This is a genomic window from Streptomyces spiramyceticus (assembly GCF_028807635.1).
Classification (GTDB): Bacteria; Actinomycetota; Actinomycetes; order Streptomycetales; family Streptomycetaceae; genus Streptomyces; species Streptomyces spiramyceticus.
On the sequence record NZ_JARBAX010000001.1, the window covers coordinates 2227753 to 2252500 of the forward strand.

24 protein-coding genes are annotated in these 24748 nt (G+C 68.4%); 10 read left to right on the plus strand and 14 right to left on the minus strand.

The genetic code is table 11. The features are described 5' to 3' along the window. Nucleotides 1-8 precede the first annotated feature (8 nt). The 7 genes from PXH83_RS09985 to PXH83_RS10015 all read right to left on the minus strand — a co-directional run bounded on the left by PXH83_RS09985 (nucleotide 9) and on the right by PXH83_RS10015 (nucleotide 7385). Nucleotides 9-1070 carry an ABC transporter ATP-binding protein gene (locus tag PXH83_RS09985; protein ID WP_274559019.1) on the minus strand — a complete coding sequence of 354 codons (1062 nt, stop codon included), beginning with the start codon at nucleotides 1068-1070 and terminating at the stop codon, nucleotides 9-11. Then, nucleotides 1067-1756, minus strand: a complete 690-nt coding sequence (locus PXH83_RS09990) for a phosphonatase-like hydrolase (protein WP_274559021.1) — start codon at nucleotides 1754-1756, stop codon at nucleotides 1067-1069. Before PXH83_RS09990 ends, PXH83_RS09985 begins: the two co-directional genes overlap by 4 nt. A 5-nt stretch (nucleotides 1757-1761) precedes the next feature. Next, nucleotides 1762-2898, minus strand: a complete 1137-nt coding sequence (locus PXH83_RS09995) for a TIGR03364 family FAD-dependent oxidoreductase (protein WP_274559023.1) — start codon at nucleotides 2896-2898, stop codon at nucleotides 1762-1764. A 137-nt stretch (nucleotides 2899-3035) separates the two neighbouring features. Beyond that, on the minus strand, nucleotides 3036-3812 hold the full coding sequence (locus PXH83_RS10000) for a GntR family transcriptional regulator (protein WP_274559025.1): 777 nt from the start codon (nucleotides 3810-3812) through the stop codon (nucleotides 3036-3038). A gap of 70 nt (nucleotides 3813-3882) precedes the next feature. Further along, the gene (locus PXH83_RS10005; RefSeq protein ID WP_274559027.1) at nucleotides 3883-5103 is read right to left on the minus strand and encodes a low temperature requirement protein A; all 1221 of its coding nucleotides are present in this window, start codon (nucleotides 5101-5103) and stop codon (nucleotides 3883-3885) included. Nucleotides 5104-5119: 16 nt separating this feature from the next. Next, on the minus strand, nucleotides 5120-6004 hold the full coding sequence (locus PXH83_RS10010) for a hypothetical protein (protein ID WP_274559029.1): 885 nt from the start codon (nucleotides 6002-6004) through the stop codon (nucleotides 5120-5122). 265 nt (nucleotides 6005-6269) lie between these two features. Then, nucleotides 6270-7385, minus strand: a complete 1116-nt coding sequence (locus tag PXH83_RS10015; protein ID WP_420803140.1) for an ROK family transcriptional regulator — start codon at nucleotides 7383-7385, stop codon at nucleotides 6270-6272. Nucleotides 7386-7441: 56 nt separating this feature from the next. Here PXH83_RS10015 and PXH83_RS10020 point away from each other — a divergent pair, with 56 nt between their 5' ends. Both PXH83_RS10020 and PXH83_RS10025 read left to right on the plus strand, forming a co-directional pair. Beyond that, a complete protein-coding gene (locus PXH83_RS10020; RefSeq protein WP_274559031.1) occupies nucleotides 7442-8554 on the plus strand; it encodes a Gfo/Idh/MocA family oxidoreductase in 1113 nt (370 codons plus the stop codon). Beyond that, entirely contained in the window at nucleotides 8551-9054 is a 504-nt protein-coding gene (locus tag PXH83_RS10025) for a heme-degrading domain-containing protein (RefSeq protein WP_274559033.1), read from the plus strand. The genes PXH83_RS10020 and PXH83_RS10025 overlap by 4 nt, the downstream gene beginning before the upstream one ends. Before the next feature lie 163 nt (nucleotides 9055-9217). Here PXH83_RS10025 and PXH83_RS10030 read toward each other — a convergent pair whose 3' ends face one another. The 3 genes from PXH83_RS10030 to PXH83_RS10040 form a co-directional block, all read right to left on the minus strand. Then, nucleotides 9218-10075: a fumarylacetoacetate hydrolase family protein gene (locus tag PXH83_RS10030; protein WP_274559035.1), complete on the minus strand. Its 858-nt coding sequence runs from the start codon at nucleotides 10073-10075 to the stop codon at nucleotides 9218-9220. 124 nt (nucleotides 10076-10199) lie between these two features. Further along, nucleotides 10200-10961 (minus strand): YidC/Oxa1 family membrane protein insertase, encoded by a 762-nt coding sequence (locus PXH83_RS10035; RefSeq protein WP_274559037.1) that lies wholly within the window; start codon nucleotides 10959-10961, stop codon nucleotides 10200-10202. Nucleotides 10962-11087: 126 nt separating this feature from the next. After that, nucleotides 11088-11402 (minus strand): DUF6412 domain-containing protein, encoded by a 315-nt coding sequence (locus PXH83_RS10040; protein ID WP_274559039.1) that lies wholly within the window; start codon nucleotides 11400-11402, stop codon nucleotides 11088-11090. A gap of 166 nt (nucleotides 11403-11568) precedes the next feature. Here PXH83_RS10040 and PXH83_RS10045 point away from each other — a divergent pair, with 166 nt between their 5' ends. Then, nucleotides 11569-12966 carry an erythromycin esterase family protein gene (locus PXH83_RS10045; protein WP_274559041.1) on the plus strand — a complete coding sequence of 466 codons (1398 nt, stop codon included), beginning with the start codon at nucleotides 11569-11571 and terminating at the stop codon, nucleotides 12964-12966. Nucleotides 12967-12975: 9 nt separating this feature from the next. Here PXH83_RS10045 and PXH83_RS10050 read toward each other — a convergent pair whose 3' ends face one another. Beyond that, nucleotides 12976-13791: a class E sortase gene (locus PXH83_RS10050; protein WP_420803141.1), complete on the minus strand. Its 816-nt coding sequence runs from the start codon at nucleotides 13789-13791 to the stop codon at nucleotides 12976-12978. A 121-nt stretch (nucleotides 13792-13912) separates the two neighbouring features. On the opposite strand from PXH83_RS10050, the gene PXH83_RS10055 reads away from it, so the two are divergent. Beyond that, on the plus strand, nucleotides 13913-14929 hold the full coding sequence (locus PXH83_RS10055; RefSeq protein ID WP_274559043.1) for an SEC-C domain-containing protein: 1017 nt from the start codon (nucleotides 13913-13915) through the stop codon (nucleotides 14927-14929). Between the two features lie 161 nt (nucleotides 14930-15090). Next, the gene (locus PXH83_RS10060; RefSeq protein ID WP_274559046.1) at nucleotides 15091-18156 is read left to right on the plus strand and encodes a DEAD/DEAH box helicase; all 3066 of its coding nucleotides are present in this window, start codon (nucleotides 15091-15093) and stop codon (nucleotides 18154-18156) included. Here the strand turns inward: PXH83_RS10060 and PXH83_RS10065 are convergent. Then, nucleotides 18153-19088, minus strand: coding sequence for a YDG/SRA domain-containing protein (locus PXH83_RS10065; protein WP_274559048.1), 936 nt, complete (start codon nucleotides 19086-19088; stop codon nucleotides 18153-18155). The genes PXH83_RS10060 and PXH83_RS10065 overlap by 4 nt on opposite strands. Nucleotides 19089-19203: 115 nt before the next feature. Next, the gene (locus PXH83_RS10070) at nucleotides 19204-19860 is read right to left on the minus strand and encodes an ATP-binding protein (protein ID WP_274559050.1); all 657 of its coding nucleotides are present in this window, start codon (nucleotides 19858-19860) and stop codon (nucleotides 19204-19206) included. Nucleotides 19861-20040: 180 nt separating this feature from the next. Between PXH83_RS10070 and PXH83_RS10075 the strand changes: the two genes are divergently transcribed. From PXH83_RS10075 to PXH83_RS10090, 4 genes are all read left to right on the plus strand, one after another. Beyond that, nucleotides 20041-20886, plus strand: coding sequence for a helix-turn-helix domain-containing protein (locus PXH83_RS10075; protein ID WP_274559052.1), 846 nt, complete (start codon nucleotides 20041-20043; stop codon nucleotides 20884-20886). Beyond that, the gene (locus PXH83_RS10080) at nucleotides 20886-21089 is read left to right on the plus strand and encodes a DUF397 domain-containing protein (RefSeq protein ID WP_274559053.1); all 204 of its coding nucleotides are present in this window, start codon (nucleotides 20886-20888) and stop codon (nucleotides 21087-21089) included. Before PXH83_RS10075 ends, PXH83_RS10080 begins: the two co-directional genes overlap by 1 nt. Nucleotides 21090-21125: 36 nt before the next feature. Then, nucleotides 21126-21341 carry a DUF397 domain-containing protein gene (locus tag PXH83_RS10085; protein WP_274559054.1) on the plus strand — a complete coding sequence of 72 codons (216 nt, stop codon included), beginning with the start codon at nucleotides 21126-21128 and terminating at the stop codon, nucleotides 21339-21341. 193 nt (nucleotides 21342-21534) lie between these two features. After that, on the plus strand, nucleotides 21535-21705 hold the full coding sequence (locus PXH83_RS10090) for a hypothetical protein (RefSeq protein ID WP_274559055.1): 171 nt from the start codon (nucleotides 21535-21537) through the stop codon (nucleotides 21703-21705). A gap of 185 nt (nucleotides 21706-21890) precedes the next feature. Here the strand turns inward: PXH83_RS10090 and PXH83_RS10095 are convergent, their stop codons facing one another. Beyond that, complete coding sequence (locus PXH83_RS10095; protein ID WP_274559056.1) at nucleotides 21891-23219, minus strand: DUF445 domain-containing protein; 1329 nt, start codon at nucleotides 23217-23219, stop codon at nucleotides 21891-21893. Nucleotides 23220-23423: 204 nt separating this feature from the next. On the opposite strand from PXH83_RS10095, the gene PXH83_RS10100 reads away from it, so the two are divergent. Then, nucleotides 23424-24707, plus strand: a complete 1284-nt coding sequence (locus PXH83_RS10100; protein ID WP_274559057.1) for an SGNH/GDSL hydrolase family protein — start codon at nucleotides 23424-23426, stop codon at nucleotides 24705-24707. Nucleotides 24708-24748 lie beyond the last annotated feature (41 nt).

A 24748-nucleotide genomic window follows, 5' to 3' on the forward strand; every position in this document is an offset into this window, starting at 1 on the left:
GATTCGCGCTAGCCATCGGACGACACCCCCGCCCCCAGCAGCACCGCGTCCTCCGACGCGAAGTGCACCGTGACTTCGTCGCCCAGCGTCGGCGTCTCGCGCAGTTCGCGCAGGTCCGCCTTCAGGCGGTGGCCCGCCACGTCGACGTACAGCCGGTGCGTGGAGCCGCGCCACTGGACCTCGGCGATCGTGCCGCGCAGGGCGTTCGGGCCGTCGCCGAGGCCGACGAGGTGGGGGCGTACGCACAGGGTGGCCGTCGCGCCGTTCACCGCGCCGCCGGTGGCGACCTTCAGCGCCATACCGGCGAAGGAGACGCCGGCGCCGTCCTGGCCGACCCTGACCGGGAGGAGGTTCGCGTTGCCGACGAAGGACGCGGTGAACTCGGTGGTGGGGCGGCGGTACAGCTGCTGCGGGGTGCCGCAGTCCTGGAGGCGGGCCTTGTCCATGACGGCGATACGGTCCGCGAGGGTCAGCGCCTCGACCTGGTCGTGGGTGACGTACAGGATGGAGACATCGGGCAACTCCCGGTGCAGGCGGGCGAGTTCCGCCAGCATGCCCGACCTGAGCTGCGCGTCCAGCGCGGACAGCGGCTCGTCCAGGAGCAGTACGCCGGGCCGGATCGCGAGCGCCCGCGCGATCGCGACGCGCTGCTGCTGGCCGCCGGACAGTTCGCGCGGGTAGCGCTTGGCGTACGACGTCATGCCGGTCATTTCGAGCGCCCCGGCGACCCGGCCGGGGATCTCGGACTTGGCCGCCTTCTGCGCCTTCAGTCCGAAGGCGACGTTGCCCTCGACGCGCAGATGCGGGAAGAGCGCGTACTGCTGGACGACCATCCCGATGCCGCGCCGGTGCGGCGGGAGGCGGGTGACGTCGCGGTCGCCGATGAAGACGCGCCCCGACGCGGGCCGCACGAACCCGGCGACCGCGCGCAGGGCGGTCGTCTTGCCGGAGCCGGACGGCCCGAGGAGGGCCATGACTTCGCCGGGTTCGACGGTCAGGTCGAGCGAGTCGAGCACGGTGTTCCTGCCGTACGCGACCGAGACGTTGTCGAAGCGGATGCCGCTGCTCATCGCCCCTCCCTCGCCAGGAGACCCGGCAGCTCCTCGACGGAGCGGAGGATGTGCGTCGCGCCGTGCGAGGTGAGCTGGTCGGCGCCGTGCGCACCGGTCAGCACGCCCGCGACGACGCTCGCGCCGGAGCGGACGCCGCTGAGCATGTCGTACGACGTGTCGCCGGCGACCGCGATCTCCTGCACCGCGTCGGCCGCCCCGGTCCGCAGGAGCGCGGCGAGCACCATGTCGGGGTACGGACGGCCGCGCCCCCCGGCGTCGGCCGGGCAGAGCGTCAGCTCGACCAGGTCCTGCCAGCCGACCGCGGCGAGGATGGCGTCCTGCGTGACGCGGGCGAATCCGGTGGTCAGGACGACTCGGCGGCCGTCACCGCGCAGCCTCTCGACGGCCTCGCGGGCGCCCGGCACGGGCGCGATGTGCCCGGCGTCGACGAGGCTGCCGTACGCCTCCTCGAAGGCGGTGTTGGCCTGCTGGGCCCTGGTCTCGTCGCCGAAGAGGTGCCGGAAGACGGAGATCTTGGATTCGCCCATGGTGGCGCGTACGTAGTCGAGCTTCTCGGCGTGATCGGCCGATCCGGGCTCGACACCGAGGCGCTCGGCGGCGGCGCCGAAGGCCTGCTCGACGAGTCCGTCGTCGGCGACGGTGGTGCCGGCCATGTCGAGGACGACAAGCTTGATGCGGCTCATTCAGGTCACCAGTCCAGTTCGTTCGCGGTCTGCTCGGCGATGGCCGGGGAGCACGTCATGCCGCGCCCGCCGGGTCCGGTCACCAGCCACACCCCGTCGCGCACCTGCTGGCGGTGGACGACGCGGCTCGTGTCGGTGCACTGCGCGTACACCCCCGCCCAGCGGTGCCGGATCTTCGGCAGCGGCCGGCCGAGGAAGCCCTCGGCGACCCGGGTGACGTGTTCGTACGGCTCCTCGACGACGTCGAAGGCGAAGGGGTGCTCGTACTCGTGGGTGTCGCCGATGGTCAGCCCGCCGTCGCGGCGCTGGACCATGAGCAGCTGCATCTTGTGCGCGGCGGCGGCCGGTTCCTGGGCCTGCCCGGCGTTGAGGGCGTCGAGTGCCCCGCTCGCGTACGCCGGGTAGTAGCGGAAGCTGTCGGCGTCGGCGACGGAGGTGGTGAGGGCCTCACCGAGGGGCTCGGTCTGCATCATCTGGAGGCGGACGCGGCGTACGGGCAGATCGGGGGCGAGCTCTTTGACGAGCCCGCCGAGCCAGGCGCCCGTACAGAGGACGACGGCGTCACCGGTGTGTACGTCGCCGTGGTCGTCGCGGACAGCGCTGCGTCCGTTCCCCTTGGCCCCGACGACTTCGCGGACCTCGCGACCGCCGATGAACGTGTACCGCCCGGAGGCCAGCAGGGCTTGTTTCAGGGCGAGTTGGGCGGTGCGGGGCTCGACGGCCGCGTCGCGCTCGCACCACAGGGCGGCTTCGAATTCACCGCGCAGGGCGGGGTTGACGGTGCGCGCTTCGCCGGCGGTGAGGAGCTTGTAGCCGCGGGCGGAGGCGTCGGGCCGGGTCAGCGCGGCCTCGGCGACGGCCAGTTCGAGGTCGTTGCGTACGGGGGTCAGCGAGCCGATGGCCCGGAAGCCGAGCTCGGGCACGCGCCGCCCGATGCCCTCCCACAGCTCGCGGGCCCGGAGAGCGGTCTCCAGCTCTTCGCCACCTGCGCGGCCGCTGACCCATATCTGGCCGAAATTGCGCAGGCTGGCCCCGCGGGCTTCGGTCTCGCGCTCGATCTGGACGACCTCGTGGCCACGTTCCACTGCGTGCCAGGCGTGCATGGTTCCTACGACGCCGGCTCCTACGACTATGACTCTCACGGCGGCCACGGTCCTGGGGGCGAGTGGCGCAGAACGATCTGCCCGGCAACGGCACGGTGAACAGCCACCCAAGGATGGACCAGACCCGTTATGTTTTCGTTATTGAAATTGCTCCGGCCCTTTCCGTGTGTCCGGCCCTACCCCCGCTCCCCCAACCGCACCGTAAAGCTGAACCGATCCCCCCGGAACAACGTCCGCACCCGCTCCAGCGGCCGCCCATCCACATCCCGCGAAAGCCGGTGGATCAGCAGCATCGGAAGCGCCGGCGGCGTCCCGATCAGCAGCGCCTCCCGCGGCGTCGCGAGGACCGTCTCGATGCGCTCGTCCGCGTCGCCGAAGGACACCCCGACGCGGTCGTGGAGGTACGCGTAGAAGGACGAGTCCGGCTCGAAGTCGACGTCCAGACGCGGAACCCGGGACACCGCCACGTACGTACTCTCCAGGCCGACCCGCTCGTCGTCCGCGAGCAGCACGCGCTCCATGTGCCAGACCGGTTCCCCGGTCTCCGCGCCGACGTCGGCGGCCAGCGCGGCCGGGCAGGGGAAGCGGTCGAGGCCGATGAGATTACGGCCCGGCCTCCGGTCCTGGCGGCGTACACCCTCCGTATAGCTGGCGAGGGCCAGCGGCTGCTCCAGCTTCGGCCCGGCCACGACCGTGCCCCGGCCCTGGCGCCGGAGCCGCCCCTCCAGTAGGAGCTCGCGCAGCGCCTGGCGCACCGTCTCGCGGGAGACCTCGTACCGTACGGCGAGATCGCGCTCGGGGGGCAGCATATCGCCCTCGCTCAACTCACTCATCAGGGCGGCGATACGGGCCTTGACGGCGTAGTACTTGGGAATGCGGCCGTGCTCCGGGATGCCGGACCGGATGGGGGCGCCGGGGTCCTGGTGGTGCGTGTTCGCGTCTCGGATGTCCACATACGGATCGTCGCAGACGATGTTGAACGCCCGGTGCGAGCGTCGCGTGAGGGCAAGAGGATTTGCCTGGTCAGCGTCGCACTTCGGGGGCCCGGGCCTCCGTAGCCACGAGATACACCCCTGTCGCGACGGTGCACGCGGCCACCAGCCCGGCCAGCGGCACGGCCCAGTGCCCGGCGAAACTGGTGGGCAGTACGAGCAACGCGCCGACGGGCAGGACCAGATGCTGGGCCGCGCCCCGCTTGAAGTGGCGCGCGTGCACCGCCCACACCGTGATCATGAAGAGGGCGGTGGGAACAGTGACCGCGAGGGAGGCCGCGAGCGTGGAGATGTGCGCATGGTGCGTCGCCTCTTCGACGGCCACTTCGATGCCGGCGCCGATCGCGGCGGCGGAGCCGAAGATCAGGTAGTGGCCGTAGCCCCAGACGAACGCCTGGCGGTTGGAGGCGAGATGTTCGTGAATGGGCACGGCGAAGTAGATCCAGAAGGCGGCGAAGACGATGACCAGTCCGCCGGCCGCGATCGGCAGCAGCTTGTCCAGGGCCGCTGATTCGTCCGGTGCGTCGATGGCGGACTGTACGGCCACGGTGGCGGCGGCGATGGTCTCGCCGAGCATGATGATGGTGAACAGGCCGTAGCGTTCGGCGATGTGGTGCGGATGCCAGCTGGTCTCGTGGCGGTGCTCGGCGAAGACCGGCACGGCAAGCTCGGCGGCGGCCAGCAGCAGGAATCCCCACGTCCAGGCGGCGTCGGGCAGCCACAGCAGCACCACCCACCCCGCCTGTACGACCACAAGTCCGGCGGCGAAGCGCAACGCGGTACTTCTCGCGGCTCCGGTTTCGCCGTGCGCGGCCCGCAGCCACTGGAGCGTGAGCGCCACGCGCATGATCAGGTAGCCGAGGACCGCGATCCCGTAGTCGGCGTGGTCGAACGCACGCGGGACTCCGGCGGCCAAGACGAGAACGCCGGCGATCTGCACCAGGGTGGCGAGCCGGTAGGGGACGTCGTCGCAGTCGTAGGCGGAGGCGAACCAGGTGAAGTTCACCCAGGCCCAGTAGATCGCGAAGAAGACGAACAGATAGCCGGTGATCCCGTGCCCGGCGTCGCCCTCGGCCACGGCGTGCACGAGCCGCGCCCCGGCCTGGGCGACCGCCACGACGAAGCACAGGTCGAAGAACAGCTCCAGCGGGGTGGCCGCCCGGTGCGGCTCGTCGCGGCTGCGGGCCGTCATCCGCACCAGCGGGACGATATGGCGGCCGTGACCGGTTCCGCTGCGGGGCTGCTCGCTCATCGTCGGGGCTGCTCGCTCATCGGCCCCGGGGGCTGTTCGTCGCTCCGGGGCCCCGGAGGCGCCGGGATCCCGCGACGAGCGCGCCGCCGCCGAGGAGGAGGGCGCCCGCAGTGGCTCCGAGCGGGAGCAGGTGGTCATGGCCGCGGGGGCCGGTCATGGCGAGGGAGCCGCGGCGATGCTCGCCGATGCGGGGGGTGGCGTCGTCGGGCTCGTCGGCGCCCGGTTCCTTCCCCTGCTCTGCTTCGGCCACGTCATCGGCGCCATCGGCATCCTCGGCCTCCGCCTCGTCGATGGCGAACCGGTAGTCGTTGGACTCGCCGACCCACTCGCCGTCGTCGCCGTGCCGCTGGACGACCGCGGCGTTGGTGACAACGTCGCCTGGGCGGGTCCCGGAGGCGAAGGTGAGCCGTACTTTCACGGTCACGGTCTTGTCGGCGGCGACGGTGAACCCCTGGAACCCGTCGAATACGCCGATGTGCTCGTCCTCGTCAGTTTTCTCGAAGGGGACACGGCGCCAACTCCGCGCGTCCTCGTCGTAGAACTCGAACTTGGTCTGGGAGGAGGCGAGTTCACGGTCGCGGTCCGCGATGACGATGACGGGGTGGATGTTGTGGCAGCTCTCGTCGGTGGCGTTGGCCAGTTCGAGGTACCAGTGCTTGAAGCCGCCGCCGGGGTGGTAGGTGTCCGGTCCGCCGCGCAGGCGGGTGCCGATGGGAAAGTCGGCGGAGTCGGGATCACCGCAGGTGGGCTGCTGGTCAGCGGGTGGGGCTAGGGCCGACGCGGGCGCGTTGACAACGGTGGGGCGTAGAGGCGTCGCAGCGACCGCGAGCGTTGCCGGTGACACCGTGGCTGCCGCAACTCCGATGGCGATGGCGATGGCGGGGGCAATGCGCAGTCGCATGGGAAGCCTTTGCAGATCGCGGAGCGGTCGGTCCGTCAGCCGGTGGGTCGGTGAGTCGGTCGGTGAGTCGGTCCGTCAGCCGGTGGGTCGGTCGGTGGGTCCGTCGTGGCTCGGTCGGTGGGTCCGCCGGTGGGTCGATCGGTGGTCGGAGTCATCCGGTCATGGCCCCGTGACCCTGCCACGCGCGCGCGACCGACCGCGCGGGACACGCCTCGCACGCGGTCATACAGTCATTGAATTCCCCCCAACGGCCCAACCCGGACCCTCACCCGGGGAACGCCACATCCGCATGCCCGAAGACCGGCGCGAGCACCAACTGCGCGGCGCCCTCCGCGACTCCGTATCCGTGCCCTCCCCCCGCAACGGCGACCGGCACAGCGGCCGCACCGCCCTCGCGCCGCGCGAGTTCACCGAGCATCTCGCCCACACCTCGTACGAAGACCTCTTCATGGGCGGCGACGACACGACCGCCGAGCAGTACGCGGTCGATGTCGAGCAGGCCGACGAGATTGGCGGCCCCGGCGCCGAGGACCCGTGCGGCCTCGGCGATGTCGCCGCGGGCGACGGCGGCGAGGCACAGCGCCTCGATGCAGCCGCGACCGCCGCAGTCGCAGGCGGGGCCGTCCAACTGCAATGTCTGGTGCCCGAATTCCCCGGCCCCGGTCCGCGCCCCGCGATAGAGCGCACCACCGAGTACGAGACCGGCGCCGAGCCCGGTACCGAGATGGAGGTACGCGAAGGACCCGCCGGAGGGCCGGGCCCGCAGGGCGAGCCCGAGGGCGGCGGCGTTGGTGTCCTTGTCGACGACGACCGGCAGCCCGAGCCGCGCACCGAGTACGTCCCGCAACGCGAACCCGTCCCACTGCGGAAACCCGGTGACGCGATGCAACACCCCGCGCCGGTGGTCCAACGGCCCGGGCGCGGCCACCCCGACCCCGAGCACCCGCCCACCAGGCACGGGCCCCAGCACCCCGACCTCCCGTTCCGCCGCCGCGACCACCGCCTCCGCCCCCGCCCCGAAGTCCAGCGGCGCGCTCCGCACAGCCACCGTCGCCCCGGCCAGGTCCACCAGAACCGCCGTCAGCTCATCGCGGTCCAGGTGCAGCCCGACCGCGTACCCCGCATCCGGCACCAGCCGCAGTACGGTCCGCGGCTTGCCGCCCGTCGAGGCGCGTCGGCCCGCCTCCGCCACCAGCCCCTCCGCCCGCAGCCGGGCGGTGATCTTGCTGACGGCCTGGGGCGTGAGCCCCGTGCGTTCGGCGAGCTCAAGACGGCTGATGCCGCCCTCGCCCGCCGTGCGCAGTAGGTCGAGCATCAGCGCCGCGTTGTGGCTGCGCAGCGCCGGCAGGTTTACGCCCGTACCAGTACTGGTCCTGTTCACGGCCCCATTGTCCCTTGCGCTTGCACTTTGGCAACAGCGTTGCTTAAGTGAGGAGCATGACTGGCACCGGCATCGCCCATGGCACCGACACCCGCGCCCCGCTGCGCGTAGGACTCGTGGGCTACGGCCTCGCGGGCTCCGTCTTCCACGCCCCGCTCATCGCCACCACCGAGGGCCTCGCCCTCGACACGGTCGTCACCTCGAACCCGGAGCGGCAGGAGCAGGCCCGCGCCGAGTTCCCCGACGTCCGCCTCGCGGCCTCGCCCGACGAGCTGTGGGAGCGCGCGGACGAGCTCGACCTCGTCGTGATCGCCTCGCCCAACAAGACCCACGTCCCGATCGCGGCCGCCGCCCTCGAAGCGGGCCTGCCGGTCGTCGTGGACAAGCCGATCGCCGGCACCGCCGCCGAGGCGCGCGAGCTGGCCGCCCTCGCCGACGAGCGCGGCCTGCTGCTCTCCGTCTTCCAGAACCGCCGCTGGGACAACGACTTCCTCACCCTCCAGCAGCTGATCGCGGCCGGCGAGCTCGGCGACGTACAGCGCTTCGAGTCCCGTTTCGAGCGGTGGCGGCCGCAGACCAAGGGCGGCTGGCGCGAGTCGGGCGACCCGGCGGAGATCGGCGGGCTGCTGTTCGACCTGGGCAGCCACGTCGTCGACCAGGCACTGGTCCTCTTCGGCCCGGCGGCCCAGGTGTACGCCGAGTCCGACGTACGCCGCCCCGGCGCCGAGGCAGACGACGACACGTTCATCGCGATCACGCACACGAACGGCGTCCGCTCCCACCTCTATGTGAGCGCAACCACCGCCCAGCTCGGCCCGCGCTTTCGCGTGCTCGGCTCGCGCGCGGGCTTCGTGAAGTACGGCCTGGACCCGCAGGAGTCGGCCCTTCGCGAGGGCAGGCGCCCTGCGGCGGACGAGAGCTGGGGCGAGGAACCGGAGTCGGCCTGGGGCCACGTCGGCGCGGGCGAGTCCCCGCTGACCGGCGGCGGCACCCCGGTCCGTACGCTGCCGGGCAACTATCCGGCGTACTACGCGGCGATCGCCACCGCCCTGCGCGACGGCACCGCACCCCCGGTCACCGCCGAACAGGCGGCAGCGGCCCTGGACGTACTGGAGGCGGCGCGGCGCTCGGCCCGCGAGGGCATCACGGTGGGGATGATCCCCGTATGAGCCACACAAGTCACACAAGCCACAAGAGTCCCGGGAACCCTGTGAGCCCCACGATCGCCGAGCTGGTCGCCCAGGAACGCCGCCTGACGCTCCCCCGCTTCACCCACGAGGACGCCTGGGCACTGGGCAGCGTGCTCGTCGAGCTGGCGACCGAGCGCAATGCCCCGGTCGCCATCGACATCCGACGGGGCGCGCAACAGCTCTTCCACTGCGCCCTGCCGGGGTCGAGCGCCGACAACGACGCGTGGATCGACCGGAAGCGGCGGGTGGTCGAGCGGTACGCGGAGAGCTCGTACCTGGTCGGCACGCGCTTCCGCGCCAAGGGCACGACGTTCGAGGACTCCTCGCGCCTGGACCCGGATGTGTACGCGGCGCACGGCGGGGCGTTCCCGATCGCGGTGGAGGGAGCGGGCGTAATCGGCACGGTCACGGTCTCCGGCCTGCCCCAGGCGGAAGATCACGCACTGGTGGTCGAGGCGCTGGAACGCTTCACGCAGTAGGGCAACACCGCCCGAGGTCCAGGGACTGGGGGCGGGGGGCTGAGGGTCAGAGACTGGGGGCGGGCTGAGGGTCAGAGACCGGGGGCGGGGGCTGAGGGCCGGGGGGCTGAGGCGGAGCCCCAGTCCCCCTCCCCCAGCCGGAAGGCACGACGCCAGACGGACGCTACGCGTCCTTCAGCTCCTGCCGCTGCCGCCCCAGTCCCTCAACCTCAAGCTCCACCACATCGCCCGACCGCAGATACGGCTTCGGCTCAGGCTGCCCCATGGCAACCCCCGCCGGCGTACCCGTGTTGATCACGTCACCCGGGTACAGCGTCATGAACTGGCTGACGTACCGCACCACTTCACCGACCGAGAAGATCTGATCCGCGGTGGTGCCGTTCTGCTTCAGCTCGCCGTTGACCCAGAGTTTCAGACCCAGCGCCTGCGGGTCCGGCACCTCGTCCGCAGTCACGAGCCATGGACCCAGCGGGTTGAACGTCTCGCAGTTCTTGCCCTTGTCCCACGTGCCGCCGCGCTCGATCTGGAACTCGCGCTCGGAAACGTCGTGCGCGACCGCGTACCCCGCGACATGCGCGAGGCCCTCGTCCGCCGAGTCCAGGTAGCGGGCGGTGCGCCCGATGACGACGGCAAGCTCGACTTCCCAGTCGGTCTTGGTGCTGCCGCGCGGTACGAGAACGGTGTCGTCGGGGCCGACGACCGTGTCCGGGGCCTTGAAGAAGATGATGGGCTCGGCCGGAATCGCCGCGCCCGTCTCGGCCGCGTGGTCGTGGTAGTTCAGCCCGATACACACGATTTTCCCGATACGAGCGAGCGGCGGCCCGACCCGGTCCGCGCCCCCGTCGATCACCGGCAGTTCACCGGCGGCGGCAGCCGCCCGTACCCGACCGAGGGCGGCCTCGTCGGCAAGCAGGTCCCCGTCGATGTCCGGGACGAGGCCCGACAGATCCCTGAGCGTCCCGTCCTGGTCGAGCAGTGCCGGACGTTCGGCTCCCGCCGTCCCCACACGCAGCAGCTTCATGGTCAGTCTCCTCTGGTCGAGTGTCGCGCCCGGCGCCCGGCCGATGGACTGCGGCCATCGGAGGATTGGCCGATCCTCCAAGGTCCAGGTCCAGTCTGCAAGACCCCGTTCACAGACTGGACCTTTACGCGGCAGTAGCAACCGCGTCACCGCTGACCGGAACGTCCCGGTAAAGGACGGCCCGCTCAACCGCGCTCCAGGTGGTGCTGGTGACGACGTACAACGCGGCGGCCAGCGGCACGACGGCCACCGTGATGAGCGTCGCGAAGGACATCCACGGCATCACCTTGGCCATCGCCCCCATGGCTCCCTCCGCCCCTCCCGCGCCGGCACCGGGCAGCTGCGCCACGGACACGCCGGCCATCTGTTGCTTGGTACGCCGGAAATTGAACGTGGCCACCGCCGCCACGACCGCGAACAACGCGACGTACACCAGTCCCTGCGACCCGAAGGCCCCGCCGTCCGCGAGCGCGTCGGTCCAGCGGTCGCCGAGCGGGCTGGCGAAGAGCACATGCCCGAGAAGCTCATTCGATTCCCCTCCGATCTGCTGGCTGGAAAAAAGGTGGTACATGAGGAAGAACGCGGGCAGCTGGAAGAGGCTGGGCAGGCAGCCGGACAGCGGCGAGACCTTCTCCGCCGCATGCAGCTCCAAGATCGCCTTCTGGAGGCGCTCCGGGTTCTTGCCGTGCTTCTTGCGCAGCTCGGCGATCTGCGGCGCGAGCTTGGTGCGGGCTTTCTGTCCCCGGGCCGCCGCCCGCGACAGGGGGTGGATGGCGAGTCGTACGCACGCGGTGAAGAGGACGATCGCGGCTGCCATGGCCGCAGTGTGGAAGAACGGTTCGAGCAGGTCCGCGAGGTCGGCGACCAGGCTGGCGAAAACGGACATGGTGGTTGAGCCCTCCGAGGGTCTCGTCGTGCCGGAGCTGAGAAGAATCGGCATGACGACCCGCGTGGGCGCGGCAAACTTGCAGAAGCGAGCAGAAGAGAACGGAACAGAAAGCGGCGCGCGCCCCTACGCGATGGTCGTCGTCAGACGACGACCCGGCGCTCGGGGCCTCGTACGCCCACGCGCATCGGGATCTCGCTGGGGCAGAAACGCGGTGCGCTGCTCACGGTCACGTATCGCTGTACGAACCCGGGTGCGCGGCACGGCGGGGACGGAGCGCGCGGATATGACCGCACAGACGGCGAGCGCGGAACCGGCGGCGGCGGTTGCGGCGACCGCGACGGCGGCGGAGAAGCTGCCGTTGTCGATGAGGAGGACTTCGCTAAGGAGGAAGAGCGCAAGACCGACAGTGCGCACGAGCCGCGCCGAGTAACTGATCATGCTTCCCCCTCTCTCCACTACTACCTGACGAACATCGCGCCCCGCAGGTTCCCCGAATGCAAGAAAGACCCAAGACCTACTGCGCTCCGCAAGGGGGCCCTAGGTACACCCCGGTTGGGGGCACAGACCCATCGCCCGGGCAAGAGCCCCTCAACAGAATCACCACATGACGACGAACAAGCCCGCAACTCACCAGCGAACCGGCACCCTTGACCGCCGCAGCCTGCTACGAACAGCCGCAATCACGGTCGCGACAACGACAACGGCAACAACAACCGCAACAACGGCGACCGCAACCGCAACCGCAAGCACGCACGCCACTCCCACCCCACTGGAAGCCCTGAGCCGCCACGCCCGCCCCCTGACCGACCTGAACCACCTCAGCCGCATGATCGGAGGTGCCCGCGTAGTAGGGCTGGGCGAGGCCAGCCACAGCGCCCACGAGTTCTTCACCCTCAAGCACCGCGTCTTCGGGCATCTCGTCGCGACCAAGGGCTTCACCACCTTCGCCCTCGAAGCGAGCTGGAGCGCCGGGCTGCGCCTCGACGACTACGTGGTGCACGGCACCGGCGACCCGGAGCAGATCATGAGCGAGGAATTCCAGGGCCAGTACATGTTCTGGGACACCGAGGAGTACCTGGACCTGATCCGCTGGATGCGCCACTACAACACCGCCCACCCCACCAAGCCAAAGCTCCGCTTCATCGGCAACGACCTCGGCTACCCCGGCCGGGAAGTCTTCGACCGCGTAGCCGCCTACCTCACGACCTACCGCCCCGATCTGGCCACCCGTATCACCGCACTGCACGCGGACCTGAAGCCCGGCGTCGGCACCCAGGCCGGCGAGTGGATGCAGCGGCAGCTGACGAAGGACCTCACGCTGCGCCGGGCCGACGCCGACCGGGCCCGGCGAGCCCTCACCCTGCTGCGCGAGCAGGGCCACCCGAAGAACCAGAACCACCGCACGGAACGGGCATACGCCGAGACGCTCCAACACGCCACCGCGATTGCGCAGAGCTTCACCGCCTACGCGTTCCCCGGCGAACAGTTCCCGGAGCGAATGCGCTACCGCGACAAGGCGATGGCGGCCAACACCGCATGGTGGCTCGACCACACCAACGACGGCGGCAAGATCCTGCTCGCCTCCAACAACGGCCACGTCGCGTACACCAGCGACAACCCGGCGGAGTTCCCCGAGCCGACCGGCGCGCACCTGCGCAAGCGACTGGGCAGGCGCTACGTCAGCATCGGCCTGACCTTCAACCAGGGCACCATAAACGCACTCCCCGACTACACCGCACAGCACCCGAAGACGTACGAAGTACCACCCGCGCCGGCAGGCCACAACGAACACATCCTCGACCAGATCCGCCCCGGCGACCACGCCGACTACGCCCTCGACCTGCGCACAGCACCACCAGCGGCCCGCGACTGGCTGGCGACACCGCGCCCCACCCGCTCGTACGGCCTGTACTGGTCACCCGACGCCCCGGAAACGGCCCTGATCAGCTCCTACGACATCCTCATCCACCTGCACGAGACAGAGGCAGCCCACCTGCGCTGAGCCACTGCCCTACCGCGGCCTCATGGATGCCAGCTTCCCCCACACCACCAGCCGGTACTTGGACGTGTACTCGGGCGTGCAGGTAGTAAGCGTCAGGTAATAACCGGCCTCGCTGTACCCAACCCCCGTACGGACATTGCTCCGCGGAACCTTCGCGATCACCCCGCCGTCACGCGCCGAAGTCTGCGCAAGCCCCTTGTCGACGACGTACGTATAAACGGCGTCCCGCGTCTCGACCCTGACCTCGTCCCCGCGGCGCAGCCGGTTGATGTAGCGGAAGGGCTCCCCGTGCGTATTGCGATGCCCGGCGAGCGCAAAGTTCCCGGCCCGGCCCGGCTGCGCGGTCTGCGGGTAGTGCCCGACGTACCCCTTGTCGAGTACGCCGCCCTTGCTGACGCCCTGCGCGACGGGCGCGGTCACGCCGAGGCGGGGGATGCGGAGGATGGCGTAGGCCTGATCCCAGCGGGGAGGCCCGGGCTTGGGCGTGACACGACGCGGGGAGGCCGCCCGATGACTCTCACCGGCGGCCTCAGGCGTAGGACTGGCATCCGGCACAACGGGCGCATCAGGCAAGTCACCACCCACGTCACCCACTTCCCCCGCCCTCACCGCCCACTCCCGCTCCAGCGCCTGCACCTTGCGCTCGGCACCGTCGCGGGCCTGGCGGTTGGTCCACCACAGCTGGTGTACGACGAGAAGCAGGACGACGACTCCGAACGTCACCGCGACCTCGGCGCCCGCCCACAGCCCACGCGCCGCAGCCGCACGCCCCCTGGAGGTGCGCTGCACCACAACCGGAATCCGTCTCTGCTCCCGCTCCCGCACGCCGGGCACGATAAGACGTACCCCGGCAACTCTCCAGAGTCACGCCTGGCCCGAATCGCTTCCGATCTCTGTCGCTACGGGCTCTCTCACCGCCGCCCCGTACAGCAGTACGGTGTTCATCATGCGCTCCGATACGCCTGCCGATCACGCCGACCACACCGCCGAAGCCGATCGACTGCTGCGCACCGCGGCGCAGTACCCCGAAGACCAGGAACCCCTGTACCTCCAGGCCGCGGCCCACCTGGAGCTGTCCGGCGACCGAGCCCGGGCAGCGACCCTGTACGACCACCTGCTGGCCGCGTCCCCCGAGAACCCCGCCCTCGTAAAGGCCCTGAAGGCCGCGAACCTGTGGGAGTACGGCCACGAGGCCGAGGCCCGCGCGATCATCGACGGCATCCGCGCCACGGCCCCGCGCGAGGCGGCGCCGTGGGAGATCATCGCGGAGGCACTGGAGGCCCACGACGAGCTCCAGGCGTCGCACGACTGCTTCACGAAGGCACTGACCCTCCTGGTCGACCCCGCGGAAGAGGTCCCGTACGCCGCCCAGTCACTCCTCATCGGCCGCCACCGCGTAGGCCGCCTCCTGGGCCTGCCGCACGACGAGTGGGACACCCTGGCCGACCTCGTCCACGCCGGCACCATCCCCCTGGACGAACTCCACGACCCGAAGCGCCTGTGGGCGCTGGGCTCGGACAACCCGGCGGAACTGAAGGCGGAAATCGCCCGCCTGCACGCCGAGTTGGGCTCCTACCGCACGGCGCTCTCCCGCCCGTTCCCGGTAGCGATGCTGCACTGGCCGGAGCAGGAACTGACCGAACTCCTGGCGGCGTACCCGTCCCTGACGACGGAATACCCCTCCCACGCAGCGCACTTGGCGGCGATCGAGTCATCCCTACGAGACCTGTCCTCCACAGGCACACAAAACCTGGGCATCGTCACGGCCACGGTCCCCTCCTACGAGGCCTTCGCAGCCTCGGAGGGCGGCTCCCCCACAGACGCCTCACTCCTCCCCCAATACGCCACAACCCTGGCAGCCCGAGGCCTGGCCGTCCCTTGGCCTCCGGCCCGCAATGCGCCTTGCTGGTGCGGCTCGTCACTCCTGTACCGCAACTGCCACGGCGCCCCGACGCTGCAATGAGCTGACCGCTCGCCTCTCCAGGTCAACAGTCCGCGGTTTGTCAGTGGTTGCTGTTAGAACTGAACCCCAGCGAATCACTGACCAAGGGAGTGGGAGTGGACGACTCGGGGGACCTCGCGCAGCCTGTTCCTGGGGCGTACGAGGAGCTCATCACTCATCGCATGCAGGATCAGATCGCAGATCTCGAAGCTGCAGGCTGGAAAGCCGTCGACGCGGAAGTTAGTAACGAGTCGTCCCCTCACGTCCTCGCCCGTCACGTCAGTCGGGCGATACAGCGTGTGCTCAGACAGCTCCCTCACGACAAGCAAGTCGCGGCCGCTAATCAGATCATGAGTTCCCTAGCGACCAGCCATGACATTGGCGAACCAGTCGAGAGCATCGCCGAGGGACCACGCCAGTTGCTGGCGCTGGCCGAGAAGGAAGCCCCCGGGGTTTACGCTCTACGTCCGCTCACGCCGCTGTCCGAAACTGCCCTGATCACGAACTCCCCAGGCGAGCTGAGCCTGGGGAGCGAGTTGCGTGCCGAGCTGGCCACTGCGGACCGGATCGACCTCTTGTGCGCGTTCGTTAAGTGGTACGGGTTGCGCGTACTAGAGGACGCCCTGTTGGCTGCCAAGGAACGGGGAGTGCCCCTACGCGTCATCACCACCACGTACATGGGAGCCACGGATCGGCATGCTCTCGATCGCTTGGTCCGTGACTTTGGCGCCGAAGTAAAGGTCAACTACGAGATCCGCTCGACGCGGCTACATGCCAAGGCATGGCTGTTTCGACGCAACACTCGCTTCGACACGGCCTACGTTGGCAGCTCGAACCTCTCCAAAGCAGCACTGCTCGATGGGTTGGAGTGGAACGTACGTCTGTCGTCCGTCGCCACACCGGCGGTGCTCAACAAGTTCGAGGCAACCTTCGACGCCTACTGGAGCGAGAGCGCCTTCGAGACGTACGACCCAGATCGCGATGCAGCACGTCTCGACGATGCTCTGGCTCAGGCTGGCGGGACGCGTGCGCCCGACGAGAGGAAGATCAGCCTTTCCTCGCTCGAAGTACAACCGTTCGCCCATCAACGCGACATGTTGGAGCGCCTTCGCGTCGAGCGGGACATTCATGGTTGGGACAAGAACCTTCTGGTAGCGGCAACAGGGACTGGCAAGACAGTCATGGCGGCGCTTGATTACCGAGCTCTGGTCAGCGCGTACGGAAGGGACCTGCGGCTGCTCTTCGTAGCCCATCGCAAGGAGATCCTGAAGCAGTCCCGCCGCACCTATCGAGCAGTGCTTGACGATGGATCGTTCGGAGAATTGCTCCACAGCGGCGAGCTTCCACGAGACTGGAAACACGTCTTCGCCAGTGTCCAGTCGCTGACAGACCAGCGCCTGGAACAGTTCGCTCGCGATCACTTCGATGTGATCGTCATCGATGAGTTCCACCATGCAACGGCCAGCACCTACCGCCGGGTTATCAAGCACTTTGAGCCGAAACAACTTCTTGGTCTTACTGCTACCCCGGAACGCATGGACGGGAAGAACGTCCAAGATGAGTTCTTCGAGGGTCGCATCGCAGCCGAAATGCGCCTCTGGGAAGCGCTCGAGAATGATCTACTGTGCCCCTTCCATTACTTCGGGATCCCGGACGGCACTGATCTCACGACGCTGAGCTGGCAGAAGGGCGCCTACGACCAGACCGAGCTGGGCAACGTCTACACCGGAAACCATGCCCGCGCGCGCCTGGTGGTCAAGGCAGTTCAGAGCAAGGTCTCCAACGCCGGTGCCATGCGGGCCTTGGGCTTCTGCGTGACCAAGGCACACGCACACTTCATGGCCGACTTCTTCCGGCAGGCCGGCTTTCAAGCCAAAGCTCTAGACAGCGACTCATCGCCGACCGAGCGGGAAACGGCCCTCGAAGAGCTCAAGGGCGGGAAGCTCCAGGCGATCTTCTCGGTAGACCTGTTCAACGAGGGGCTCGACATGCCGGGCGTCGACACCATTCTCCTGCTGCGGCCCACAAACAGTGCCACGATCTTTCTCCAGCAACTTGGCCGCGGGCTACGCCGTACCGAAACCAAGCCCGTTCTCACTGTCCTCGACTTCATCGGACAGCACCGAGCCGAGTTCCGGTTCGAAGCGCAGTTCCGGGCCCTTACCAACCTCACACGCAACCGGCTCATCGAGCACATGGAGCACGACTTCCCCCAGCTTCCCTCGGGCTGCCAGATCATTCTGGAAGGGAAGTCCAAGGAACTGGTCCTCGACAACATCCGAACGCAGCTTAAGACTGACGTCCGGACGCTAGCTAATGAGGTCAAAGAGTACAGCCGCACCGACCTTTCCACGTATCTCAAGGAGAGCCGACGGGAGATCAAAGAGCTCTACAAGGGGAACAACTCCTGGACCCGCATCCTGCGTTACGCCGGTCTCGGCACTGAGCCTGCACCAGTTGGCGAAGAGGAACTCCTCAAGCGCGTTCATACCTTCCTGCATGTCGACGACCCCGATCGCGCCCGCGCGTACACAAGCCTGCTCGCAGATGACGCACCGCACTACGACAGCCTGGATGCGACTCACCAGGGCTACGCACGCATGCTCTTCTTCACGCTGTGGGACAAGGGCGGCGGCTTCTCCAGCTACCAGCAGGGGCTCTCTTCACTGCGTGAGCAGAAGGCGTTGCGCAGCGAGCTCCGGCAGGTGCTGGCCCATGTGCTCGCGCGAGCTGATCACTTCCCGCTCCCGCTTGAGGGCGCGCATCGTGGGCTTCCCTTGAATGTCCACAGCTCGTACAACCGTTCCGAGATTCTGGCCGCTCTTGGCATCGCTCGGCTTGGTGGCCAGATGCCGGGGTCCTTCGCGCAAGGCGCTGTGCGAGCCGACGAACTCAACACTGATGCCTTGCTGATCACGGTAGAGAAGAACGAAAAGGACTTCTCGCCCACCGTTCGCTACAAGGACTACGCGAGAAGCCAAACTCTCTTCCACTGGGAGTCGCAAAGCACCACACCGGAGGACTCCCCCACCGGACTGCGCTATCAGAGGCACGCCTCACAGGGCAGCCATGTCCTGCTCTTCATACGCCGCTACAAAGAGACCGACACGGGCAAGGCCCAGCCGTGGATGATGCTGGGCCCCGCCGAGTACGTCGAACATGAAGGCAGCAAGCCCATGGGCATCCTCTGGAAGCTCCACTACGAGCTCCCGGCTGACGTCTGGACTTACGCAACTATTGCTAGCTAAGAGCTCTGCCCTTCTATCTTCCAGAAGCGGCGATGGGCTCGGATGAACCTCTTCTGTATCGAGTGGTGTTCCACAGTCTTGAGCCTTACCTGGTGTGCGGCTGGCGCCGGTGCATAGCGATCCACGACCACGAGGTCATCGGTCAGGTAAATCGCCCCGCGGTCCAGCCGCACATGGCAGTTAGGGCAGAGGCACAAGACGTTTCCATCAACATCCGGTCCATTGGTGGGCTTGCCCAGTGCCTGGATGTGAGCACCCTCGGCGTAGCTCACGCCACCCGCCCCAACGACCAGCGCAGTGCGACATATTTGGCACGTGTGGCCGTACCACTGCTTCACCCGGCGCGCTACCGCCGTGTCTCGAATGATGCGTTCAACGGTGGTGGTCACTCGGGGCGGTGCTCCATCGAGCATGTCCTGGACCTGCTGCTCGACGGGGGTCAACTCCTGGCGCTCATCGACGAGCCGACGCAGCTTGAACCTGCAAATCCGGAAGCCGGATACTCCTACCTCCTCGCATTCCTCCAGAATCTCGTACAGGCCGTCGTACCGATATCCACTGACGGGCGAGTAGTCCTCATCGCCACCCAGTCCACGAATGACCCGAATCGGATAACCCTTGATCCGACTTCGCCGCAGGCCAGCATTCCCGTAGTTGTCCCAGTCCTGGTCCGCAACCTGCCGCCCAGTGTTTTCATCTCGGCCGCCAGCACCGGTGTAGAGGATGTCGAACCATTGGTCGACATCGTCTTCGTACCCCTTACTGAGCACGATCGCATCGGCAGCCCGCTCGTCGTCGCCGTCACGACCCCACGAGATCCCAGCCCGCTCCTCCTTGTGGAGCTTTGCAACCTTGACCTCCTGACGGTAGTCGAAGCGCGTTCCGGGGAGGACCTCACCCACGTGTCCGAAGACAGCTCTATATGCAACCATCCGAACATGTTGCCGATTCGACGATCAAGTTCGATCACATCAGCCGCATAGTGGCTGCGCGTGTCTGAAAATGCCTGGGGTATGGCCTGTTCTCAGACCTCGAGAGGTGGCGCCATCACGCCGCCTCCCCCGTCTCGGCCTCGAAGTGCGTCTGGGCCTTGTCCAGGGCCTCGTCCGGGTCGCAGCCGTGGGCGCGGAGCCAGTGGAGGAGGTCGGCGATCAGGTCGATTGCGGCCTCCTCCGCGATGGCTGTGCTCAGTCGGCCCCGGGCGGTTGGACGCGGGTGCCGTCCGGTGCCGTAGAGCGACAGGTACTCCTCCGCGTGCTGCACCCGGGGCCCGCCGGCGTGGCCGTTCGGCGAAGTGAGGTCTGTGGCCAGCTCGCACCACACCACCTTGGAGTCCGCCCGGAGGATCACGCCCCAACGGTCGGTGAGTGCGTCGACGAGCGCCATCCCTCGTCCCGATTCCGCGTCCGGATCTGAGTGGACAAGTGTGGGCAGCGCTCGGGTATCAGGGTCCCGTACCTCGATGCGGAGGTAGGTGTCTCTCATCGAGACCGCGAGCGTGGTGGGGGTGCCGACTCCTACGTGGCTGATGACATTCGACGCCAGTTCCGTGACGCAGATCTGAGCCGACTCCACCAGTTCCGGCAGCCCCCACAAGGTCAGGTGCAGTCGCAACACTCGGCGCAAGCCTGAGACCTCGTCCGATTCTGCACAGAACGGCAAGTCCCAGGGCTTCCGCCTGACGCACTCGTTTCCGTAGATCATTTCGTCTGCCTCCCGCGCACCTCGTCGCGCACTGCGTGACTTCCGGTCACTCTTAGTGAGAGGGTCGCAGCGGGCGATCCCTTTATGCAATGTGCACATCGGGATTCCCCCTAACGGGTGATTGGCCATTCACGCCGCTTCCGCTGAGATTGAACCTCCGCTACAGCGCAAGGAGTTGACATGGCAGGCTCCCCTACCGCTCGCCGTCGCCGGTTGGCGATCGAGCTCAAGAAACTTCGCGAGGACAACAACCTGACCTGCACTCAGGTGGGCAAGGAACTGGACTGGAGCAGCTCCAAGGTCAACAGGATGGAGACGGGCCAGGGACGGGTTCAGCCGTCCGACGTGGACGCACTGTGTCGGTTCTACGGGACCTCGGACGAGCTGCGCGATCTCCTCAAGTCCCTGGCCAAAGAGTCGAAGACCAAGGGCTGGTGGCACGCTCACGGGAATGCCGTCCCCGCATGGTTTTCCGTGTACGTGGGCCTCGAGCAGGCGGCTTCAGTCCTCCGCAGCTACCAAGGCGAGTTCGTCCCGGGGCTGTTGCAGACGCCCGAATACGCGTCGCACCTGAGTCGCGCCTGGGTCGACCACACAGCCGAGGAGATCCAGCGAATGGTCGACGTACGGATGCGGCGCCAGGAACTCTTGACAGGCGAAAACGCGCCGGACGTCTGGGCCGTCGTGCATCAGAGCGCACTCATGCACGTCGTCGGAAATCGTCCGGTCATGACGAGGCAGCTCGAACGTATGCTGGCACTGACGGAGTTGAGGAACGTGACGATCCAGGTCCTGCCTCTTGATGCAGGGGCTTACCCCACCACGGGTCCGTTCACCATCCTCGGCTTCCCCGAACAGGAGGACCCGGACATGGTGTATCGGGAGGGGCTGACCGACTCCGTTTATCTAGAACACCCAACGGACGTAAGCCTCTACACGAAGGCGTTCGACCACCTCAGGGCACTTGCTTTGAGTCCACAGCGATCGACTCTGCTGATCAAAAGAGTTCTGGAGGAGCACTCCTGATGACGTTGCCATCAACCGTGCAGTGGCAGAAGAGCAGTTACAGCAATGGCATGGGAGGCGAGTGCCTGGAGTTCGCGGCCGTCCCCACCGGCGCCTTCGTGCGCGACTCCAAGCGGCCCGCCGAGGCGCTCATGGCCGTCGGAGGAGTCGCTTGGTCCGAGTTCATACGCGCCGTACATCGCGGGGAACTAAACGCTCACTGATACCGATTTGATCAAACGGCGTCTCTGGGAGCTGTGATGCAGAGCCGAACACCGGCCATACCGTCCAACGCCTGGTTCAAGTCCTCGTACAGCGGTGCCAACACCAGCGAGTGCGCCGAGGTAGCCGCCCTCGCCGTGTTCACCGCCGTGCGTGACTCGAAGGTGCCTGATGGGCCGCGTATCGCTGTGCGGCGGGACTCCTGGGTGGGGTTCATCCGGGGCGTACAGCGCGGGGAGTTCGGCGCGGGGTAGCGGAGTGAAGGACGATCGCAAGCTGTCGGCGGCTTGTCGTTGGCGAACCGGGAGATCGCCCGCGTCGCCGATACCGGATCCGCAGCCGCGATCTACGACGTCGGCCCCCAGTTCCTCTTCATCGGCCTCATCACCCTCCTCGCCGCCGCCGCTGCGGGTGGCGCCTCGTCGGGTCGGACACGGTTCGCGTGCCGTGGGCTGGTGGGCCCTTGCGCTGGTGGTCGTCGGGACGGCTGCGGTCGCTTCGAACCTGGACCTGATGCCGGTCGGCGGGGCCTGCTACGTGCTCGCGCTGGGGGCGCTGGCCCGGTCGGCCGTACCCGCCGGCAGCGTGGGTCGCCCGGCCACCGTCGGACGCGGCTGAACATCAGACGCGGCAGGACCTGGGCGCCCCCGAACGTCAGGCGCCGCAAAAACCTCGCACGCCGCTGAACATACGGCGCCGCCCCTGCGTACTACCAAGCAACTCCCCCACTGGCTGGGCGCGTGACCGGCGACAGGCGGTCCCGCGCCCAGCCGTTTTGAGCGGGGAGCCGGGACAGCAACGGCCTAACCGCTCACCGCATGCGACACCGTGTAAATCACCAGCCCCGCCAGCGCCCCCACCACCGTGCCGTTGATCCTGATGAACTGCAGGTCCCGGCCGATGTGCGCCTCGATCTTCCTCGACGTCTGCTCCGCGTCCCAGCCCGCCACCGTGTCGCTGATCAGCGACGTGATCTCGCTGCGGTACGTCGTCACCACGTACACCGCCGCATCCTCCAGCCACCCCTCCAGCTTCCCCTGCAACCGCCCGTCCGTCGCCAGCCGCCCGCCCAGGGAGAGCAGCGAGGCCCTCACCCGCAGGCGCAGTTCGCTCTGCTCGTCCTCCGCCGCCGAGATGATCATGGTGCGTACGGCGGCCCAGGCCGAGGCGATCACGTCCTGGACCTCACCCCGGCCCAGGATCTCCGACTTCAGGCGCTCCACCTTCGCCCGCGTGTCCGTGTCCGACCGGAGGTCGGCGGCGAAGTCCCGCAGGAAGCGGTCGATGGCGCCGCGCGCAGGGTGGCCGGGCATGTCGCGCATCTCGGTGATGAAGCGCAGGAGTTCCTTGTAGACGCGGTCGCCGACCTTCTTGTCGACGAAGCGCGGCGTCCAGCCCGGCGCCCCGCCCTGCACCGCGTCCATCACCGAATCGCCGTGCAGCACCAGCCAGTCGTGGGCGCGTGAGCAGATCAGGTCCACAGCCCGGCGGTGTGCGCCGTCGGCGACGACCTTGTCCAGGGCCTGGCCGATGCCCGGGGCGATCTCCGCCGCGTCCGCGCGGCGCGTGATCGCCTCGCCCACCACCGCCTGGACGTCGGAGTCGCGAAGGACCGTCAGGGCGCCGCGCAGGGCGGTGGAGAGTTCCTCCGTCACGCGGTCCGCGTGGTCCGGTTCCGAAAGCCAGGCGCCGACCCGTCTGCCGATGCCGATCGCGCGCAGGCGGGTGCGTACAACGTCCGAGGAGAGAAAGTTCTCACCGACGAAAGAGCCCAGCGTCGTGCCCAGCTGGTCCTTCTTCGTCGGGATGATTGCGGTGTGCGGGATGGGCAGGCCCATCGGGCGTTTGAAGAGGGCCGTTACGGCGAACCAGTCGGCCAGCGCGCCCACCATCCCCGCCTCGGAGGCCGCCGCGACGTACGCCGGCCAGCCGTCGATCCCCGCGTTCTCCGCCCATGTGGCCAGTACGTAGATGACCGCGACCAGGAGCAGCAGGCCGGTCGCCGTCGCCTTCATCCGGCGTACGCCCTGGCGCTTCTCCTCGTCGGCCGCGCTGTACGCGAAGGGGGTGAGAGGGGAGGCGACGGAGGGTGGTGCGGTCGCTGAGCGGGCAGACCTCTCATTATCAGACATGCCGTCAGTTTCCGGTTTCGTGCGATTCATCCGCTCCACCTGTCCGCCTTGCGCGCACCGTCCCGTACGCACTTTCCCTACATGACCTACTCGTGGAACGCACTACGAGTTCCCGACGTCTGTCCTAACGGTGCAATGGCGCATCATTGAGTCAGTTCGAATGGAGCCTCGGGGCTCCCTGCGCCCGAGGAGATACGACCGAGCATGACCAAGCGCAACGGTTATGCCCTGCTTGCCGCGCTCGCCGCGGTGGTGGTCCTCATCTCAGGGGCCATATTCGCCGGGGCGACGCTCGGCGCCCGCGACGAGAAGACCCAGGCACAGCCCCACAGGCCGGTGCGTTCGGCGGCGCCCGCCACCTCCGGCTCCTGGATCGGCACCTGGTCCGCATCGCCCGCCTTCGCCGAGCCGAACACAGAGCAGGGCTTCCCCGGCCGTTCGATTCGTAACGTCGTGCACACGAGCATCGGCGGCACCAGCACCCGCGTCACCCTGTCCAACCTCTTCGGCGGCCGCCCCCTGCGCATCACGCATGCCTCGGTCGCCGTCGCCGCCACCCCCGGCGCCCCGACCGCCGCGCAGGGCACCATGCGCCGGCTCCTCTTCGGCGGCTCGACCGCGGTCGTCATCCCGCCCGGCGGACAGGTCGTCAGCGACCCGGCCGTCCTCGAAGTGCCGCGCGACACCGACCTGCTGGTCACCACGTACTCGCCGACGCCCAGCGGACCGGTCACGCACCACCCGCGGGCCCGCCAGACGTCGTACGTCGCGGAGGGCGACCGTACGGAGGACACGCTCGGCGACCTGTACACCGAGCAGACCCCGTACTGGCGCTACCTCACCGCCGTCGACGTCCTGACCGGCAAGGCCGAGGGCGCGGTCGTCGTCATCGGCGACTCGATCACCGACGGCGTCACGTCCACAGCTGGCGCCAACCACCGCTGGACGGACGTGCTCGCCGAGCGCCTCGACGGCCGGTACGCCGTACTCAACCAGGGCATCAGCGGAAACCGCCTCCTCAGCGACGGTACGGGCCCCAGCGGGCTCTCCCGCTTCGACCGTGACGTCCTCTCACGCTCCGGCGCCAAGGCCGTCGTCGTCGTCCTCGGCATCAACGACATCCTGCGCCCGCCGCACGAGCTCGACGCCACGCGCATCGCGGCGGGGCTCGAACAGGTGGCCCGTCAGGCGCGTGCGCGCGGCCTGCGCGTGATCGGCTCGACGATCATGCCGTTCGAGGGCACGCGGGCCCATACGCCGCAGCTCGAAGCGGTGCGCGACACCGTCAACGAGGCGATCCGTACGCGCGGCATCTTCGACGAGGTCGTGGACTTCGACCTGGCGCTGCGCGACCCGTACGCCCCGGACCGGCTCCTTCCGGCGTACGACTCCGGCGACCACCTGCACCCCAGCGACGCGGGCTACCGCCGGATGGGCATGGCCTTCGACCTCGCGAGCCTCAGGAGCACCGCGGCGGCGGAGCTGTAGGGGGCGGGCTGTCGTCGGCCTCCTGCGGTGCGGGAACCGTC